The organism is Mycobacterium sp. IDUB_36 (assembly GCF_055419225.1).
In genome coordinates this window covers 3,554,663-3,570,462 of the sequence record NZ_JBVAXH010000001.1, presented here as the reverse complement: position 1 = coordinate 3,570,462, position 15,800 = coordinate 3,554,663, and the positions used below count along the sequence as shown (strand labels likewise).

The window sequence follows — 15,800 nt, the reverse complement described above, 5'->3', positions numbered from 1 at the left end:
AGACTCAACCGTGATGTCTGATCCGACTGCGAACATTCGTGCCGCGCTGGCCAAGGTGATCGATCCCGAACTGCGCCGGCCTATCACCGAACTCGGGATGGTCAAAAGTATCGAGATCGACCCCAACGGTGACGTGCACGTCGAGGTCTACCTGACCACCGCGGCATGCCCGAAGAAGAGCGAGATCACCGACCGGGTGCGCCAGGCCGTCGCCGACGTCCCGGGGACCGGCTCGGTCCGGGTCAGCCTCGACGTGATGAACGACGAGCAGCGCACCGAGCTGCGCAAGCAGTTGCGCGGCGACTCCCGCGAGCCGGTCATTCCGTTCGCCCAGCCCGGGTCGCTGACCCGGGTGTACGCCATCGCCTCCGGTAAGGGCGGCGTTGGCAAGTCGACGGTGACGGTCAACCTGGCGGCGTCGATGGCCGCGCGCGGCATCGCGGTCGGCCTGCTCGACGCCGACATCCACGGCCACTCGATCCCGCGCATGATGGGCACCACCGACCGGCCCACCCAGGTCGAGTCGATGATCCTGCCGCCGATCGCGCACGAGGTCAAAGTCATCTCGATCGCCCAATTCACCCAGGAGAACACCCCGGTTGTGTGGCGCGGGCCGATGCTGCACCGGGCGCTGCAACAATTCTTGGCTGACGTCTATTGGGGCGACCTCGACGTATTGCTGCTCGACCTGCCACCGGGCACCGGCGACATCGCGATCTCGGTCGCACAGTTGATTCCCAACGCCGAAATCATCGTTGTCACAACACCACAACTCGCGGCGGCCGAAGTCGCCGAGCGGGCCGGCAGCATTGCGCTGCAGACCAAGCAGCGCGTCATCGGCGTGGTGGAGAACATGTCCGGGCTGCTGCTGCCGGACGGTTCGACGATGCAGGTGTTCGGCGCGGGCGGCGGTGCTCAGGTCGCCGAAAGACTTTCCCGCACAATGGGTGTCGATGTGCCGCTGCTCGGGCAGATCCCGTTGGACCCCGCGCTGGTCGCCGCCGGGGACGCCGGGTTGCCGGTGGTGCTCAGTGCACCCGATTCGCCCGTCGGCAAAGAACTGGGCAAGGTCGCGGACGCGCTGTCGGCGCGGCGTCGCGGGTTGGCCGGTATGTCACTGGGACTGGACACCAGCCGGCGCTGAGCTCAGGTGGCGTCGGTATCGAACGGCGCCGGACCCGTAGCGGGCTTCGCCTGATGCGCGGTGATCGGTTGCACCACAGGCCCATTCGGTGTGGGTACTTCCGGTGCGCTACCGATCTGCTGTTCGAAGGCGGTGAACAGCGAATCGTCCCCGTCGAACAAATGCTTGGTGAGCGCCGCCCGCGGCGTCATGCCACGCAGCTTCTGCAACTCTGAGAGCGGCTCGCGCAGGTTGTCGAACTCCGGACCCATGTCCTCGCGGAGTTGGGTGGTCATCCCACTCAGGTAGTCGCGCGCCTGCCGCAGCGCCGTCGTCGTCCACCGGATGGCACCGGGCAAACGCTCGGGCCCCAGGACGACCAAGCCGACGACGATGAGGACCAGGATCTCACCCCAGCCGACGTTGGCGAACATTAGCCGCCGTCCGGCCCCGGGGTCACAGTGAGCGTGACGTGGCGGCCGTCGCGGACCACCTCGATCGGGGCGGGCTGTCCAACGGTCAACTGCCGCACCGCGACCACGAACTCGTCGGCGTCGGCCACGCCGCGGTTGCCGACCTTGACCACCACGTCGTTCTCCTTGACGTCGCCCTTCTCGGCGGGGCCGCCTGCTTTGACGTTGGCGACCTGCGCGCCCTGTGCGACGGCGTTGCTCACCGACCGGGCGCTCAGCCCCAGCGTCGGGTGGACGATCTTGCCGTCCTTGATCAGCGTCTGCGCAACGACTTTCGCCTCGTTGACCGGGATCGCGAAGCCTAGGCCGCTGGCGCTGTCGGACAGCGACTTGCCGGCGGTGTTGATGCCGATGACCTGAGAGTCCATGTTGATCAGCGGACCACCGGAGTTTCCGTGGTTGATCGAGGCATCGGTCTGGACCGCGTCGATCACGGTGTCGGTGTCAGAACCCTCCCCCGACAACGGAATCGGGCGGTGCAGCGCGCTGATGATGCCGTGCGTGACGGTGCTGCGCAGGCCGAGCGGGGCGCCGGCGGCCAGCACCTCGTCGCCGACGCGAACCTTGTCGGAGTCGCCGAGCTTGGCGACCGAGAGATTGTTGACGTTGTCGACCTTCAGCACAGCCAGGTCGGTCTTGGGGTCGCGGCCCACCAGGTGAGCGGGAACTTCCTTGCCGTCGTTGAACACCACTGTGGTCTTGAACTGACTCGGGTTGTTGGCCGCCTCGGAGATGACGTGGTTGTTGGTGACAATGTAACCGCGGCCGTCGACCACGAAGCCCGACCCCTGCATGCCTTCCTGGTCGGACACCGACTGGATCGTCACCACCGAATCTGCCACCGCGGCAGCCACTTTGGCGAACCTGCCGGCCGGAGCCTCACTGTTGCCGTTGGTCGACAGCGTCACCTTCGACGTGGTGAAGGCTTCGACGACCTCCGCGGTCTTGCGTCCGACCACACCGCCGACCAGACCGATCAGCAGGGCCAGCACGGCGAGCACCGCGAGCGCGACGTAGGACACCCGTCCGCCGAACAGCACATCGCGCACCCCGAGCACATCGCGAACCGCTTCACCGCCGGATGCGCCGGACGGGTTGATCGCCGGCTCACCGAGTGCGGCGGCAGCGCCCGGGTCGCGCCATGGGTCCTCGGGATCTTCGAGTTCGTCACTCGCCTTGCCGGCGTCGAGTGCGCCCGCATCGGCCGGATGCCGCTGCAGCGAGTCCCCACCGGGGAAGGGTCGCCCGAAGGCCTCGGTCAGAACCGGATCGGCCGGCGCGGTCTGCGGCGTGAAGTCGCCGGCGTCGCGGAACTTCGTCGGGCGAACCCGCTCGGCGACGAACGAGCCCCGCACTCCGTCGGGACGGCCGAAGGCCTGACCCGTCGCCGCGTCGACCGGCGGCCGGGACACGGGACGCGGCGCCAGCCGAGGGGCGCCGTTGTTGTCTTGATCAGAGGTCACGTCATCCTCTTCCGAGCGCCCAGGCAAGCGCTATGGATTCGAGCACGGCGCCGCGCACCGGCTTGGCCAAACTGCTAACCACTCTACCGAGGCTCTGGGCGATCGCGCCTGCTGCCGTCGGTGAATCGGTCACGCATCGTCTCCGGTCGGCGGCGTTCCGGGGGCGGGTCACCGTGTCGCCGCGCCGCAGTGTCGCGCCACTGACCGCTGGGCGGGGCGTCCGGCTCGTCCTCCGGCGGGCAGTGCGGAATCTGCGACAACAAACCGAGCAGCGTGCTGGGGATCCTGATCGGATGGGAGTCGCGCAGCGCCGCGCGGGCCCGACGGTGGCCGTCCACCTCGGCGGCGCACTCCGGGCACAGCGAGATGTGGTGCGCGGCGCGCAGATGAGCGTTCATTCGCAATTCCCCGTCGACGAACGCCGAAATGGCCTCGATCGAGAGGTGCTCGGTGGAGCCGAATTGCCGCGGCGCGCCCACCGGCGCATCGCTCTGCGAAGCAAATTGCGAGGGCAACCAGGAGAAGGCTCGGCGGAACACATGTCCCCGCTCGACCATCACCAGCTCCTCTCGGTATCGCGTCAGGTGTCGCGGCACTACGTCGAATGTAGCGCGCCGACCGGATACCGAACACCAATGAACAGCCGATCAGGCAGCGTGTTTTCTAGCCTCTGCCGCCGTCGACCGCAGCGGTTTGGTCCGCATGCGTTGCAAGATAGTCCCGCAGCGCCTGCCGTCCACGATGGATGCGGCTGCGCACGGTGCCGAGCTTGACCCCCAGCGTGGCGCCGATTTCCTCGTAGGACAGCCCCTCGATGTCGCACAGGACCACGGCGGCCCGGAACTCCGGCGGCAGCGAATCCAGCGCAGCCTGCAGGTCAGGTCCGAGGTGGGCGTCGTGGTAGATCTCTTCGGGGTTCGGGTCGTTGGCCGGCACCCGGTCGTAGTCCTCGGGCAGCGATTCCATCCGGACCCGGCCGCGGCGACGCACCATGTCCAGGAACAGGTTGGTGGTGATGCGGTGCAGCCAGCCCTCGAACGTGCCGGGCTGGTAGTTCTGCACCGAGCGGAACACCCGGATGAACGTCTCCTGGGTCAGATCCTCGGCGTCGTGCTGGTTGCCGGACAGGCGATAAGCCAGCCGGTACACCCGGTCGGCGTGCTGGCGGACCAATTCGTCCCACGACGGCATGGCCGTCTTGTCGCCGGTCGCGTCGAACACCGCGGTGCCGTACGGCTCGTCAGCGGGCTCGACCCAGTCAGCGTCGCGGTACTGCTCACGGTGCGACATGCTGGACGGACTCATCAGGGTGGTTATGTCGACATCCTCGGGGTTCAGACTGCCATCGATGTTGGACAGTTCATACCCGCGCGCAACGCGAAAAAAACGGGATGTATTCCCAGACCAGCGGCCACCACGCTCCATGGGAGATACCGTCGTCTATCGGCGTATGTGCGGTATATGACCGCACTGAGCTTTCACTGAGAACGGCGCCGATACCACCGTTGCGCTGGTCTTATCGGTCACATCACGTTTCGATCACGGCGATCGCTCATGCGTGTCGCCGGCCGGGAATCGGGCGCGCCTGACCACCGGGGTCGAGGGTTGGACTTACGCTCACGCCATGGCCACGACCGACCGCACACCCGGGACGAGTCGGGCCGAGTCGCTTTCGGCGCATGCCGAGGGCTCGATCTCCGAAGACAGTGTGCTGCTGGCGGCCCGTGAGCGCGCCGCCGACATCGGGGCCGGCGCGGTCACACCGGCCGTCGGAGCGCTGCTCAGCCTGCTGACGAAGCTCAGCGGCGGAAAGGCCGTCGTCGAGGTCGGCACGGGTGCCGGGGTGAGCAGCCTGTGGCTGTTGTCCGGGATGCGCGACGACGGCGTGCTGACCACGATTGACATCGAGCCGGAGCATCAGCGGATCGCCAAGGAGGCGTTCTCGGATGCGGGCATCGGCCCGTCGCGGACCCGACTGATCGGTGGCCGGGCCCAGGAGGTCCTGACCCGGCTGGCTGACGACTCCTACGACCTGGTCTTCGTCGACGCCGACCCGCTGGACCAGCCCGACTACGTGGTCGAGGGCGTGCGGTTGCTGCGCTCGGGAGGCGTGATCGTGGTGCATGGCGCGGCGGCGGGTGGACGAGCCGGTGACCCGGCCGCGAACGACGCCCAGGTGGCGGCGGTCCGCGAGGCCGCCCGGCTGATCGCCGAGAACGAGTTGCTCACCCCGGCCCTGGTGCCGCTCGGCGACGGCCTGCTGGCCGCCGTTCGGGACTGACGGTCAGCTCTCCAGCACGGCGACCACCTTTTTGGCGGTCGCTTTGGCCGAGCCGGGGTTCTGGCCGGTGACCAGCCTCCCGTCGACGACGACGTGCGGGGCAAACGGAATCAGACCCTTGCCGTAGTGCGCGCCACGCTTCTTCATCTCCTCTTCGGCGTTGTAGGGCACCAGCTTGTTGACCCTGGCCAGCACTTCCTCCGACCAGGCGAACCCGGTGAGCTTTTTCCCGGCGACCAAGTGCGATCCATTCGAGAGCGTGGTGTTGAGGAGCCCGCAGTAGCCGTGACAGACCGAGGACACCACACCGCCGCCTTCGTAGATTTCGCGGGTAATGCGTTGCAGGCCTTCGCTGTCGGGGAAGTCGAACATCACCGCATGGCCGCCGGTGAAGTAGATCGCGTCGAACTCCTCCGCGTTGACTGCCTCCGGCGCGGCCGTGCGGTGCAGCAGCATCATCTTGCGGTCGTTGGACTTCCACTTCTTGGCGCTTCGGTTGTAGTTCGGGAACTTCACCGACCGCGGCTCCAGCGGTGAACGACCACCCTTGGGGCTGACGATGGTCTGCTGGTAGCCGGCCTTGGCGAAGACCTCGTAGGCGTGGCTCAGCTCGGAGAGCCACAGTCCCGTCGGCTCGGACGGGTCGTCGTAATGCGAGACGTTGCTGACGACGTTCAAGATCCGCTTGGTCATTCGTCAAAGGTTTCTCCTGACCGCCCGATTTGCCAACCACCTGCGGCGACGAACTTGTGACCGGCCACCTCTTGACGCTCGACTGAACGAGTGTTTAGTGTCTTGAACATGCGTTCAGCCGAAGATCTCACCGCCGTGGCCCGGATCCGCGACGCGGCGATCGAACGGTTCGGCGACGAGGGCTTCGCCGTCGGGCTGCGCTCCATCGCCGAGACGGCCGGCGTGAGCGCCGGGCTGGTGATTCATCATTTCGGGTCCAAGGACGGCCTGCGCAAGGCCTGCGACGACTACGTCGCCGAGGAGATCCGCACCGGTAAGTCGGAGGCGATGAACTCCAGCGACCCGGCGACCTGGTTCGCTGCGATGGCCGAGATCGAGGAGTACGCGCCGCTGATGGCGTATCTGGTGCGCAGCATGCAGTCCGGTGGCGATCTGGCGAAGACGTTGTGGCGCAACATGATCGACAACACCGAGAGTTACCTGGACGAGGGTGTGAAGAACGGCATCCTGAAGCCCAGCCGCGACCCGGCCGCCCGGGCGAAATACCTGGGGATCACCGGCGGCGGTGGATTCCTGTTGTACATCCAGATGCACGAGACCCCAACGGATCTGCGGGCGGTGTTGCGTGACTACGCCGACGACATGGTGCTGCCCGCACTCGAGCTGTACACCGATGGACTGATGACCGACAGCCACATGTACGACGCATTTCTGGCCCAAGCGGAAGGAGAACACGATGAATCCCATTGAGATTCACGACCTGCGAAAGACGTTCGGCAAGGCCCGAGCGCTCGACGGTCTGGAGTTGACGGTGCACGAGGGCGAGGTGCACGGTTTCCTCGGCCCCAATGGAGCCGGGAAGTCGACGACGATCCGGGTTCTGCTCGGCGTGGTGAAGGCCGACAGCGGGACGGCCCGCCTGCTCGGCGGCGATCCCTGGTCCGACGCGGTCGAACTGCACCGCCAGATCGCCTACGTGCCAGGCGATGTCACACTGTGGCCGAACCTGACCGGCGGCGAGACCATCGACCTGCTGGCCCGCATGCGCGGCGGCATCGACGAGACGCGGCGCGCCGAGCTGATCGAGCGTTTCGAACTCGATCCGACCAAGAAGGCCCGAACGTACTCCAAGGGCAACCGGCAGAAGGTCTCGCTGATCTCGGCCTTCTCGTCGCGGGCGCGTCTCCTCCTGCTCGATGAGCCGAGCAGTGGCCTGGACCCGTTGATGGAGAACATCTTCCAGCAGTGCGTCACCGAGGCACGTGATCGCGGCACCACCGTTCTGCTGTCCAGCCACATCCTCGCGGAAACCGAGCGGCTGTGCCAGCGGGTGACCATCATCCGCGCCGGCAAGACCGTCGAGAGCGGAACCCTGGAGTCGATGCGGCACCTGAGCCGGACAACCATCACCGCCGACCTGCTGCGCGACCCCGGCGACCTCACCCGCATCCGCGGTGTCGAGGACGTCAGCTACCAGGGGACCACGCTGCACGCACAGGTCGACAGCGAAGGCCTCGGCGAACTGATCCGGGTACTCGGCGACACCGGGGTGCGCAGCCTGGTCAGTCAGCCGCCGACGCTCGAGGAACTCTTCATGCGGCATTACGGCGCTGACGGTCAACGCGAATTGGCACGGTCATGAGCACCGCCGTGATGGACCGCCCGGGGGTGCACGAAGCGCCTTCGCACACGTCGGCATTCACCGGGACCCTCGGCATGCTCCGGCTCTATCTGCGCCGCGACCGAATTGTGTTGCCGCTCTGGGTACTCCTGCTGTCGACACCGTTGGCAACGGTCTACATCGGCGGCATCGAGAAGGTCTACCCCGACCAGGCGGCCCGCGCCGGCTTCGCCGCGACGATCATGGCCAGCCCGGCGCAGCGGGCGTTGTACGGAAACATCTACAACGACAGCCTGGGTGCGACCGGCATCTGGAAAGCGGGCATGTTCCACGTGCTGATCGGTGTGGCGGTGATCCTGACCGTCATCCGCCACACCCGGGCCGACGAGGAAACCGGTCGCGCCGAGTTGATCGACTCGACCGCCGTCGGCCGCTACGCCAGCCTGACCGCGGCTCTGCTGCTGTCGTTCGGGGCATCGCTGCTCACCGGCCTGATCGGGTCGGCCGGCCTACTGGGCACCAGCGTCCCCCCGCAGGGTTCGCTGGCCTTCGGTGCCGCGCTGGCCTGCTCCGGCCTGGTGTTCACCGCGGTCGCCGCGGTAACCGCGCAGTTGTCGACGAGCGCACGGTTCGGTCGCGGCGCTGCATTCGCGGTGCTGGCAACCGCGTTCACGTTGCGCGCCGCCGGTGACGCCGGGTCGGCGGTGTTGTCGTGGCTCTCGCCGCTGGGCTGGTCGCTTCAGGTCCGTCCCTACGCCGGCGACCGGTGGTGGGTGCTGCTGCTGCATCTGGCGACGGCGGCGCTGCTGACCGCGCTGGCCTACCGGCTGCTCGCGCGCCGTGACGTCGGCGCGGGGCTGATCGCCGAACGCCCGGGCCCTTCCGCCGCTACGGCGATGCTGCGCAGCGCTTTCGGGCTGGCTTGGCGGCTGGACCGCGGCGCCCTGCTGCTGTGGACGGTGGGCCTGTGTCTGTACGGCGCGCTGATCGGCAGCATCGTGCACGGTATCGGCGATGAGCTCGGTGGCGACACCGCGCGCGACATCGTCGTCCGGATGGGCGGCTCCAAAGTCGTCGAGCAGGCGTTCGTCGCCGCCGCATTCAGCATGCTCGGCATGATGGCCGCCGCGTTCGCCATCTCACTCATCCTGCGGTTGCACCAGGAAGAGGCCGGCCAGCGGGCCGAGACGCTGCTGAGCGGATCGGTGAGCCGAAGTCATTGGCTGACAGGTCATCTGGCGCTCGCGCTGCTCGGATCGGCCGCGGCGATCGTGATCGCCGGCGGGGTCGCCGGGCTGACCTACGGGATCGCCGCACACGACGTCGGCGGCAAGCTCCCGATGGTGGTGGGCACCGCGCTGGTTCAGGTGCCGGCGGTGTGGCTGCCCGCCGCGGTGACCGTCGTGCTGTTCGGGCTGGCACCGCGGTTCAGCCCGGTGGCGTGGGGGGTGCTGGTCGTATTCGTCGCGCTCTACCTGATCGGTGAGTTGTCCGGCTTTCCGCAGTGGGTGCTCGACCTCGAGCCGTTCGCCCACGTGCCGCTGGTCGGTGGTGAGACGTTCACAGCCGCGCCCCTGCTTGCTCTGCTCACAATCGACGCCGCGCTGATCGCGCTGGGTCTAGCGGCCTTCCGCCGCCGGGACGTGCAGACGTAAGGAGGCTGTCATGAAAACCATTGGCAAAGGGGCACTCTCAGCAGTCCTGGGTGTGATCGCGTTCGGGCTGATGCTGTTCGTACCGGCCGGGACCACGCACTACTGGCAGGGTTGGGCGTTTCTCGCAGTCTTCGCGCTGGCCACCTGGATCCCCACCGTCTACCTGAGCCGCACCAACCCCGCGGCCCTCGAGCGGCGGATGCAGGTCGGTCCGACCGCCGAAACCCGGCCCCTGCAGCGGATTCTCATCACGGTGATCTTCATTGCGTTTCCGGTCTCGTTCGTGGTGGGGGGTCTCGATCACCGGTACGGCTGGTCGTCGATGCCGATGCCGCTGTGCGTGCTCGGCGACGTGCTGGTCGCGGTCGGGCTCGGCGTGGCGATGCTGGTCATCGTTCAAAACGGTTACGCCGCAGCCAATGTCACCGTCGAGGCCGGGCAGACTCTGGTGTCGACCGGACTGTACGGGCTGGTCCGTCATCCGATGTACACCGGCAATGTGGTGCTGATGCTCGGCATCCCGCTGGCGCTCGGCACGTACTGGGATTTCCTGCTCCTGGTCCCCGGGCTGCTGGTGCTGGTGCTGCGCATCCGCGACGAAGAGGACCTGCTGACGCGCGAGCTCACCGGCTACCGCGAATACACCCGAGAGGTGCGTTACCGGTTGGTGCCGTACGTGTGGTGACGACGGCCGACGCTAGATCCAGATGCCCTTGCCCACCGCGACCACGCCGCCGGCGCTGATCGCGAAACGCTCGCGATCTTTCTCCAGGTCCACCCCGACCATCTCGCCGGGTCCGATGACGACGTTCTTGTCGAGGATCGCGTGCCGCACCACTGCGCCGCGGCCGACCCGTGCGCCCGGCATGATCACGGCGCCCTCGACGATCGCCCCGTCGTCGATCACGACGTTGGACGACAGCACCGAATTGCGCACGGAGGCAGCCGAGATGATGCTGCCCGCCCCCACCACCGACTCCTGGGCCGAACCGCCGTTGACGAACTTGGCCGGCGGCAGGTTCTCCGACGCGCCGAGGATCGGCCAGCGCTTGTTGTAGAGGTTGAAGACCGGGTGCACCGAGACCAGGTCCATGTGCGCGTCGTAGAACGCGTCCAGCGTCCCGACGTCGCGCCAGTAACCGCGGTCGCGCTCGGTGGCGCCCGGCACGTCGTTGTCGTTGAAGTCGTAGACCGCGGCCATCCCGTCGGACACCAGCCGCGGGATGATGTCGCCACCCATGTCGTGGTCGGAGTTGTCCTCGTCGGCATCGGCTCGGATCGCGTCGATCAGAACCTTGGTGGTGAAGATGTAATTGCCCATCGACACGAAGGTCGCTTCCGGGTCGTCGGGCGTTCCCGGCGGGTCGACCGGCTTCTCGACGAAGTTGCGAATCCGGCCGGACTCGTCGGCGTCGATGCAGCCGAAGGCGCTGGCCTCCGCGCGCGGCACCCGGATACCGGCCACCGTGGCCCCGGCTCCGCTCTCGACGTGAAAGCGCAACATCTGCTCGGGGTCCATCCGGTAGACGTGGTCGGCGCCGAAAACCACGATGTAGTCCGGATCCTCGTCGTAGATCAGGTTCATCGACTGGTAGATCGCGTCCGCCGAGCCGGTGAACCAGCGCGGGCCGAGCCGCTGCTGAGCCGGAACCGGGGTGATGTACTCGCCGGCCAAGCCCGACAGCCGCCAATTCTGCGAGATGTGGCGGTCGAGTGAATGCGACTTGTACTGCGTAAGAACGCAGATCCGCAAATAGCGGGCGTTCACCAGATTCGACAGCACGAAGTCGATCAGCCGGTATGCGCCGCCGAAGGGCACCGCGGGTTTGGCGCGGTCGGCGGTCAAGGGGTACAGCCGTTTGCCCTCACCCCCGGCCAGGACAATGCCCAGCACATGCGGTGCTTCCCTCATGCATCAAACCTAACGGCCGTTGCTAACCCCTGCCAGATCAAACCAGGGATACCCACGCTGCGGGACTGTCCATCAACAAATTTCGACCTCCACAAAGAGACGCCGGTCACATTCTGACAAGGGGTCGGCCCCTGCGCTCGTCGTCGGTGACTACTACGGTGCCGGGTATGCGAGTGGCGATGATGACTCGGGAGTACCCGCCGGAAGTCTACGGCGGCGCCGGAGTCCACGTGACCGAGCTCGTCGCGCAACTCCGCAACCTCTGCCAGGTCGACGTGCACTGCATGGGCGCGCCACGGCCCGGGGCGTTCGCATACCAACCCGACACCCAGTTGCGTGGAGCCAATCCGGCGCTGTCCACCCTGTCGTCGGATCTGGTGATGGCCGGCGCCGCCGTGGACGCGAGCGTGGTGCACAGCCACACCTGGTACGCCGGGATGGCCGGGCATCTGGCGTCGCTGTTGCACGGTGTCCCGCACGTGCTGACCGCCCATTCGCTGGAGCCGCTGCGCCCATGGAAGGCCGAGCAGCTCGGCGGCGGCTATCGGATCTCGTCGTGGGTCGAAGAGACCGCGGTGAACGCCGCCGACGCGGTGATCGCGGTCAGTTCGGGCATGCGCGACGACGTGCTGCGGGTCTACCCAGGCGTCGACCCAGGCCGAGTTCATGTCGTACGCAACGGAATCGACACCGACGTCTGGTACCCGACGCCGCCGGTGGCCGGCGAGTCGGTGCTTGCCGAGCTCGGCGTGGACCTCGACCGGCCGATCGTCGCGTTCGTCGGCCGGATCACCCGGCAGAAGGGCGTGTCCCACCTGCTGGCGGCGGCTCACGATTTCGCGCCTGACGTGCAGCTGGTGTTGTGCGCCGGGGCGCCCGACACCCCGGAGATCGCAGCGGAAGTCAGCGCCGGGGTCGCCGAGCTGGCCGCTGCTCGCACCGGGGTGTTCTGGGTCAGGGAAATGCTGCCGATCGGCAAGATCCGCGAAATACTGTCGGCAGCAACGGCCTTCGTCTGCCCGTCGGTGTACGAGCCACTGGGCATCGTGAACCTGGAGGCGATGGCCTGCGGCACCGCGGTGGTCGCATCGGACGTCGGCGGCATACCGGAGGTGGTGAACGACGGGGTGACCGGCTCGCTGGTGCACTACGACCCGGACGATGCGGCGGGGTACCAGGCCCGGCTCGCCGCGGGCGTCAACGCGGTGGTTGCCGATCCGGAGCGGGCGGCGCGCTATGGCCAGGCGGGACGCCAGCGCTGCATCGCGGAGTTTTCCTGGGCGCAGATCGCGCAACAGACGCTGGAGATCTACCAGAAGGTGTGCGGGTGACGCCCGGCGTCGCGTGCAGGTGATGCGGCGGGATCTAGCTGGTGACGCCTTTGAGTTCGTCGCCCAATGCGGCGGCTTCGTCGGGTGTCAGCTCGACAACGAGTCGGCCACCGCCTTCCAGCGGTACCCGCATCACGATGCCGCGCCCCTCCTTCGTCGCTTCCAGTGGACCGTCACCGGTCCGGGGCTTCATCGCCGCCATCGAGCGCTCCCTCCAGATTCGAGCTGGCCCGTCAACTGCACATTCACCAGACCATTGTTCCCTATCCGCGCGAATAGGTGCACATGACCTCCGGCTCGGCGTTTCACCCGGCGGGGGAAGACACCCAGCACGCCTGCAGGTGATCGTCGACCATCCCGGTCGCTTGCATCAGCGCGTAGGCCGTCGTAGGGCCGACGAAGCGGAAGCCGCGGCGCTTCAATTCGCGTGCCATGGCGGTGGATTCCGGCGTTACGGCGGGCACGTCGGCCAGTGTCGCGGGCCGCGCCCGGCGGGCCGGGGCGAACGACCACAGCAACTCCGACAGGTCGATGTCGAGGTCCGCGACGGCCCGCGCGTTGGCGATGGTCGCCTCGATCTTCGCCCGGTTGCGAACGATGCCCTCGTCGGCCATCAGCCGGGCGACGTCGGCATCGGTGAAGCGGGCGACCTTCGCGGGGGTGAACCCGGCGAACGCCTTCCGGAAATTTGCCCGTTTCCGCAGGATGATCAGCCAGGACAGGCCGCTCTGGAAGGCCTCTAGGCTCATCCGCTCGAACAGCGGGACCTGACCGTGCAACGGCTGGCCCCACTCTTGGTCGTGGTAGTCGCGGTAGAGCTCGAAATCGGCGCTGCCGGGCTTGCCGATCGCCCAGTCGCAGCGGACCAGCCCGTCGTCAGACGTCGTCATCGGGTTCGTCCTCGGCCTGGTCGAGCGATTCCTCGTTGGCGGCGGCGGCGTGCACCGACGACAGCTGACCGCGCAGCAGGTCGAGCTCCTGGCCGAGCCGGTCCAGCACCCAGTCCACCTCGCTGGTCTTGTATCCGCGCAGGGTCTGGGTGAACTTGACGGCGTCGACGTCGCCGCGGGTCACGCCGGAGGCCGGCAGCACGGTCGGCGTCGTCCCACGAGGCAGCGGTGGCAGCGGCTCACCCCGGCCGAAGAGCAGCGTCGCGACCCCGAACAGCACGATCGCCACCAGGATCAGGACCACCACGTAGAGCAACACCAACGCCACGGCGTCGATATTGCCCTATCGGTCCGACGTGAGAACCCGAGCCTGTCAGTGGCGCGGCCCGACCGCACGGGCCTGATGGTGGCGATTCGCAGCGCCCGGCTTCACCGCGCTGGCGGTCGCCACGGGCCTAACGGTGGCGACCCGCTGCGCCCGGCTTCGCCGCGCTGGCGGTCGCCACGGTCTTCATCGGCGGCCTGTCGGCCAGCGACACGGTCGAATACCGCGGGGTGAAATCCATCCCGTCCGGGCCGTCGACGAAGAACTGCGTCAGTCCCACGCCGGAGTCGGGGATTCCGCACCGCGACAGCAAGGTCGCGACCACCTGCCGGCTCATCGGGCCCAGCTCGGCCAGCGGCCGGTTGCGGTGTGCCCGCACGCCGAGGTTGACCTGGGCGATCGCATCCAGGCCCAGCCGGTCGTAGGTGTCGACCAGCAGGCCGATCTCGACGCCGTAGCCCGGCGCGAACGGGACCGAGGTCAGCAGCTCGCGGGACGCCGCGTATTCGCCGCCCAGCGGTTGCAGGACACAGCCCAGTTCGGGTCGCAGCGCCGCCAGCAGCGGCCTGGCCACCAACTCGGTGACCCGCCCACCACCGGTGGCGCCCTCGCGGCCGCTGGCGTCGTGCGCGTTCAGCGGCCGCCGGTAAAAGCTCTTGACGAGGTGAATGCCATCCTCGGTGAGCAGCGGGCCGAGCAGCCGCGGAACAAACATCGGGTGGGGCTCGATTAGATCGGAGTCGACGAACACCACGAAGTCGCCGCTGGTGGCCGCCAGTGAACGCCACAGCACCTCGCCTTTGCCCGGGCGCGGCGCGATCTCGGGCAGGGCCTGCTCGCGGGTGACCACGCGGGCACCGGCGGCGATAGCCCGGATCTCGGTGTCGTCGGTGGATCCGGAGTCGAGCACGATCAGCTCGTCGACCAACCCGCCGACCAGCGGCGAGATGCTCTCGATCACCGATTCGACGGTGTCTTCCTCGTTCAGCGCGGGCAACACCACCGAGATGGTCCGGCCGGCTTTGGCCGCTTCCAGCTCGTCGACCGTCCACCGCGGCCGGGTCCAGCTCCGGTCGGCCAGCCAGACGTCGCCCGGCGAGGCGGCCAGAGCCCCCTCGGCGGCGAGATCGACCAGCTCAGATGCCGTCATGCCAGTCCTCTCACCGTGCGCGCCGGCGGGCGTTGCCCCTGGATCGACGCCACCATCTCCAACACCCGTCGGGTCGGCCCGACCTCGTGCACCCGGAACATTCTGGCCCCCGACGCGGCCGCCAGCGCGGTGGCGGCCAGCGTTCCCTCCAGCCGTTCGGTCAGGTCCACCCCAAGAGTCTCCCCGACGAAATCTTTGTTGCTCAACGCCATCAAAATCGGCCACCCGGTGTTAACAAGATCTTCCATGTGCCGCAACAGCGCCAACCCGTGAAAAGTGTTCTTGCCGAAGTCGTGCGTCGGGTCGAGCAGAACACGGTCGCGGGCCACACCGGCGGCGACGGCGCGCTCGGCGGCCGCGGTGACTTCGCCGATCACGTCGTCGACGACGCCGCGGACGGTGGTCCCGTAGCTGACCCGGAATGGGCGGGTGCGCGGCCGGGCGCCGCCGGTGTGTGAGCACACCAGGCCGGCGCCGAATTCGGCCGCTACCTCGGGCATCGCGGGATCATAGCCGCCCCAGCTGTCGTTGATCAGGTCCGCGCCGGCCCGGCAGGCCAGCCGCGCCACCTCCGAGCGCCAGGTGTCAATGCTGATCAACTGGTCGGGGTAGGCGGCGCGCAACCATTCGATGAACGGCACCACCCGGGCGATCTCGGCGTCCGCGTCGATGCGCTCCCCCGGACCGGCTTTGACACCGCCCACATCGATCACGTCGGCGCCCTCGGCGATCAGGCGGTGTACGGCGGCCTGTGCGGCGTCGTCGGCGAAATTCGCGCCGCGGTCGTAGAACGAGTCCGGGGTGCGGTTGACGATCGCCATGATCAAGGCGCGCTCGTCGCTCACCGGGCGACCGCACAGAGTGGACTGCACGAGTCCATGGT

The 15,800-nt window shown here is 67.7% G+C and carries 18 protein-coding genes; 7 read left to right on the top strand and 11 right to left on the bottom strand.

The features are described 5' to 3' along the window. Positions 1 to 13: 13 nt before the first annotated feature. Positions 14 to 1,144 (top strand): Mrp/NBP35 family ATP-binding protein, encoded by a 1,131-nt coding sequence (locus ACZYW1_RS17730; protein ID WP_463787487.1) that lies wholly within the window; start codon positions 14 to 16, stop codon positions 1,142 to 1,144. 2 nt (positions 1,145 to 1,146) lie between these two features. Here the strand turns inward: ACZYW1_RS17730 and tatB are convergent, their stop codons facing one another. The 4 genes from tatB to sigE all read right to left on the bottom strand — a co-directional run bounded on the left by tatB (position 1,147) and on the right by sigE (position 4,484). Next, positions 1,147 to 1,557, bottom strand: coding sequence for a Sec-independent protein translocase protein TatB (tatB, locus tag ACZYW1_RS17725; protein ID WP_463787486.1), 411 nt, complete (start codon positions 1,555 to 1,557; stop codon positions 1,147 to 1,149). After that, a complete protein-coding gene (gene htrA / locus ACZYW1_RS17720) occupies positions 1,557 to 3,059 on the bottom strand; it encodes a serine protease HtrA (protein ID WP_463787485.1) in 1,503 nt (500 codons plus the stop codon). The genes tatB and htrA overlap by 1 nt, the downstream gene beginning before the upstream one ends. Before the next feature lie 83 nt (positions 3,060 to 3,142). Beyond that, complete coding sequence (rseA, locus tag ACZYW1_RS17715) at positions 3,143 to 3,616, bottom strand: anti-sigma E factor RseA (protein ID WP_463787881.1); 474 nt, start codon at positions 3,614 to 3,616, stop codon at positions 3,143 to 3,145. 106 nt (positions 3,617 to 3,722) lie between these two features. Further along, positions 3,723 to 4,484, bottom strand: a complete 762-nt coding sequence (gene sigE, locus ACZYW1_RS17710) for an RNA polymerase sigma factor SigE (protein ID WP_463787483.1) — start codon at positions 4,482 to 4,484, stop codon at positions 3,723 to 3,725. Between the two features lie 199 nt (positions 4,485 to 4,683). On the opposite strand from sigE, the gene ACZYW1_RS17705 reads away from it, so the two are divergent. Next, positions 4,684 to 5,340, top strand: coding sequence for an O-methyltransferase (locus ACZYW1_RS17705; RefSeq protein WP_463787482.1), 657 nt, complete (start codon positions 4,684 to 4,686; stop codon positions 5,338 to 5,340). Positions 5,341 to 5,343: 3 nt separating this feature from the next. Here the strand turns inward: ACZYW1_RS17705 and ACZYW1_RS17700 are convergent, their stop codons facing one another. Then, entirely contained in the window at positions 5,344 to 6,033 is a 690-nt protein-coding gene (locus ACZYW1_RS17700; protein ID WP_463787481.1) for a type 1 glutamine amidotransferase domain-containing protein, read from the bottom strand. A 108-nt stretch (positions 6,034 to 6,141) separates the two neighbouring features. On the opposite strand from ACZYW1_RS17700, the gene ACZYW1_RS17695 reads away from it, so the two are divergent. The 4 genes from ACZYW1_RS17695 to ACZYW1_RS17680 are packed head-to-tail and all read left to right on the top strand — an operon-like array spanning position 6,142 to position 9,994. Further along, positions 6,142 to 6,783, top strand: coding sequence for a TetR/AcrR family transcriptional regulator (locus ACZYW1_RS17695; protein ID WP_463787480.1), 642 nt, complete (start codon positions 6,142 to 6,144; stop codon positions 6,781 to 6,783). Next, complete coding sequence (locus ACZYW1_RS17690) at positions 6,770 to 7,675, top strand: ABC transporter ATP-binding protein (protein WP_463787479.1); 906 nt, start codon at positions 6,770 to 6,772, stop codon at positions 7,673 to 7,675. Before ACZYW1_RS17695 ends, ACZYW1_RS17690 begins: the two co-directional genes overlap by 14 nt. Continuing rightward, complete coding sequence (locus ACZYW1_RS17685; protein ID WP_463787477.1) at positions 7,672 to 9,309, top strand: ABC transporter permease; 1,638 nt, start codon at positions 7,672 to 7,674, stop codon at positions 9,307 to 9,309. The genes ACZYW1_RS17690 and ACZYW1_RS17685 overlap by 4 nt, the downstream gene beginning before the upstream one ends. Positions 9,310 to 9,319: 10 nt before the next feature. Beyond that, on the top strand, positions 9,320 to 9,994 hold the full coding sequence (locus ACZYW1_RS17680) for a methyltransferase family protein (protein ID WP_463787476.1): 675 nt from the start codon (positions 9,320 to 9,322) through the stop codon (positions 9,992 to 9,994). A gap of 12 nt (positions 9,995 to 10,006) precedes the next feature. Here the strand turns inward: ACZYW1_RS17680 and glgC are convergent, their stop codons facing one another. Beyond that, complete coding sequence (glgC, locus tag ACZYW1_RS17675) at positions 10,007 to 11,221, bottom strand: glucose-1-phosphate adenylyltransferase (protein ID WP_463787475.1); 1,215 nt, start codon at positions 11,219 to 11,221, stop codon at positions 10,007 to 10,009. A 167-nt stretch (positions 11,222 to 11,388) separates the two neighbouring features. On the opposite strand from glgC, the gene glgA reads away from it, so the two are divergent. After that, positions 11,389 to 12,552, top strand: coding sequence for a glycogen synthase (gene glgA / locus ACZYW1_RS17670; protein ID WP_463787474.1), 1,164 nt, complete (start codon positions 11,389 to 11,391; stop codon positions 12,550 to 12,552). A gap of 34 nt (positions 12,553 to 12,586) precedes the next feature. Here the strand turns inward: glgA and ACZYW1_RS17665 are convergent, their stop codons facing one another. The 5 genes from ACZYW1_RS17665 to folP form a co-directional block, all read right to left on the bottom strand. Continuing rightward, entirely contained in the window at positions 12,587 to 12,754 is a 168-nt protein-coding gene (locus ACZYW1_RS17665) for a DUF3117 domain-containing protein (RefSeq protein WP_003406247.1), read from the bottom strand. A 103-nt stretch (positions 12,755 to 12,857) separates the two neighbouring features. After that, a complete protein-coding gene (locus ACZYW1_RS17660; RefSeq protein WP_463787473.1) occupies positions 12,858 to 13,442 on the bottom strand; it encodes a DNA-3-methyladenine glycosylase I in 585 nt (194 codons plus the stop codon). Next, positions 13,429 to 13,770 (bottom strand): DivIVA domain-containing protein, encoded by a 342-nt coding sequence (locus tag ACZYW1_RS17655; RefSeq protein ID WP_463787472.1) that lies wholly within the window; start codon positions 13,768 to 13,770, stop codon positions 13,429 to 13,431. The genes ACZYW1_RS17660 and ACZYW1_RS17655 overlap by 14 nt, the downstream gene beginning before the upstream one ends. 127 nt (positions 13,771 to 13,897) lie before the next feature. Beyond that, complete coding sequence (locus tag ACZYW1_RS17650; protein WP_463787471.1) at positions 13,898 to 14,917, bottom strand: glucosyl-3-phosphoglycerate synthase; 1,020 nt, start codon at positions 14,915 to 14,917, stop codon at positions 13,898 to 13,900. Next, positions 14,914 to 15,738: a dihydropteroate synthase gene (gene folP / locus ACZYW1_RS17645; RefSeq protein ID WP_463787880.1), complete on the bottom strand. Its 825-nt coding sequence runs from the start codon at positions 15,736 to 15,738 to the stop codon at positions 14,914 to 14,916. The genes ACZYW1_RS17650 and folP overlap by 4 nt, the downstream gene beginning before the upstream one ends. Positions 15,739 to 15,800: the final 62 nt, after the last annotated feature.

Excerpts from the sequence above, each read along its gene's own strand:
- ACZYW1_RS17680 (WP_463787476.1), top strand. The coding sequence starts at position 9,320 with ATGAAAACCATTGGCAAAGGGGCACTCTCAGCAGTCCTGGGTGTGATC.
- glgC (WP_463787475.1), bottom strand. The coding sequence starts at position 11,221 with ATGAGGGAAGCACCGCATGTGCTGGGCATTGTCCTGGCCGGGGGTGAG.
- tatB (WP_463787486.1), bottom strand. The coding sequence starts at position 1,557 with ATGTTCGCCAACGTCGGCTGGGGTGAGATCCTGGTCCTCATCGTCGTC.
- ACZYW1_RS17660 (WP_463787473.1), bottom strand. The coding sequence starts at position 13,442 with ATGACGACGTCTGACGACGGGCTGGTCCGCTGCGACTGGGCGATCGGC.
- glgA (WP_463787474.1), top strand. The coding sequence starts at position 11,389 with ATGCGAGTGGCGATGATGACTCGGGAGTACCCGCCGGAAGTCTACGGC.
- ACZYW1_RS17685 (WP_463787477.1), top strand. The coding sequence starts at position 7,672 with ATGAGCACCGCCGTGATGGACCGCCCGGGGGTGCACGAAGCGCCTTCG.
- ACZYW1_RS17705 (WP_463787482.1), top strand. The coding sequence starts at position 4,684 with ATGGCCACGACCGACCGCACACCCGGGACGAGTCGGGCCGAGTCGCTT.
- ACZYW1_RS17700 (WP_463787481.1), bottom strand. The coding sequence starts at position 6,033 with ATGACCAAGCGGATCTTGAACGTCGTCAGCAACGTCTCGCATTACGAC.
- ACZYW1_RS17730 (WP_463787487.1), top strand. The coding sequence starts at position 14 with ATGTCTGATCCGACTGCGAACATTCGTGCCGCGCTGGCCAAGGTGATC.
- folP (WP_463787880.1), bottom strand. The coding sequence starts at position 15,738 with ATGGCGATCGTCAACCGCACCCCGGACTCGTTCTACGACCGCGGCGCG.
- rseA (WP_463787881.1), bottom strand. The coding sequence starts at position 3,616 with ATGGTCGAGCGGGGACATGTGTTCCGCCGAGCCTTCTCCTGGTTGCCC.
- ACZYW1_RS17690 (WP_463787479.1), top strand. The coding sequence starts at position 6,770 with ATGAATCCCATTGAGATTCACGACCTGCGAAAGACGTTCGGCAAGGCC.
- ACZYW1_RS17665 (WP_003406247.1), bottom strand. The coding sequence starts at position 12,754 with ATGGCGGCGATGAAGCCCCGGACCGGTGACGGTCCACTGGAAGCGACG.
- ACZYW1_RS17650 (WP_463787471.1), bottom strand. The coding sequence starts at position 14,917 with ATGACGGCATCTGAGCTGGTCGATCTCGCCGCCGAGGGGGCTCTGGCC.
- ACZYW1_RS17695 (WP_463787480.1), top strand. The coding sequence starts at position 6,142 with ATGCGTTCAGCCGAAGATCTCACCGCCGTGGCCCGGATCCGCGACGCG.
- sigE (WP_463787483.1), bottom strand. The coding sequence starts at position 4,484 with ATGGAGCGTGGTGGCCGCTGGTCTGGGAATACATCCCGTTTTTTTCGC.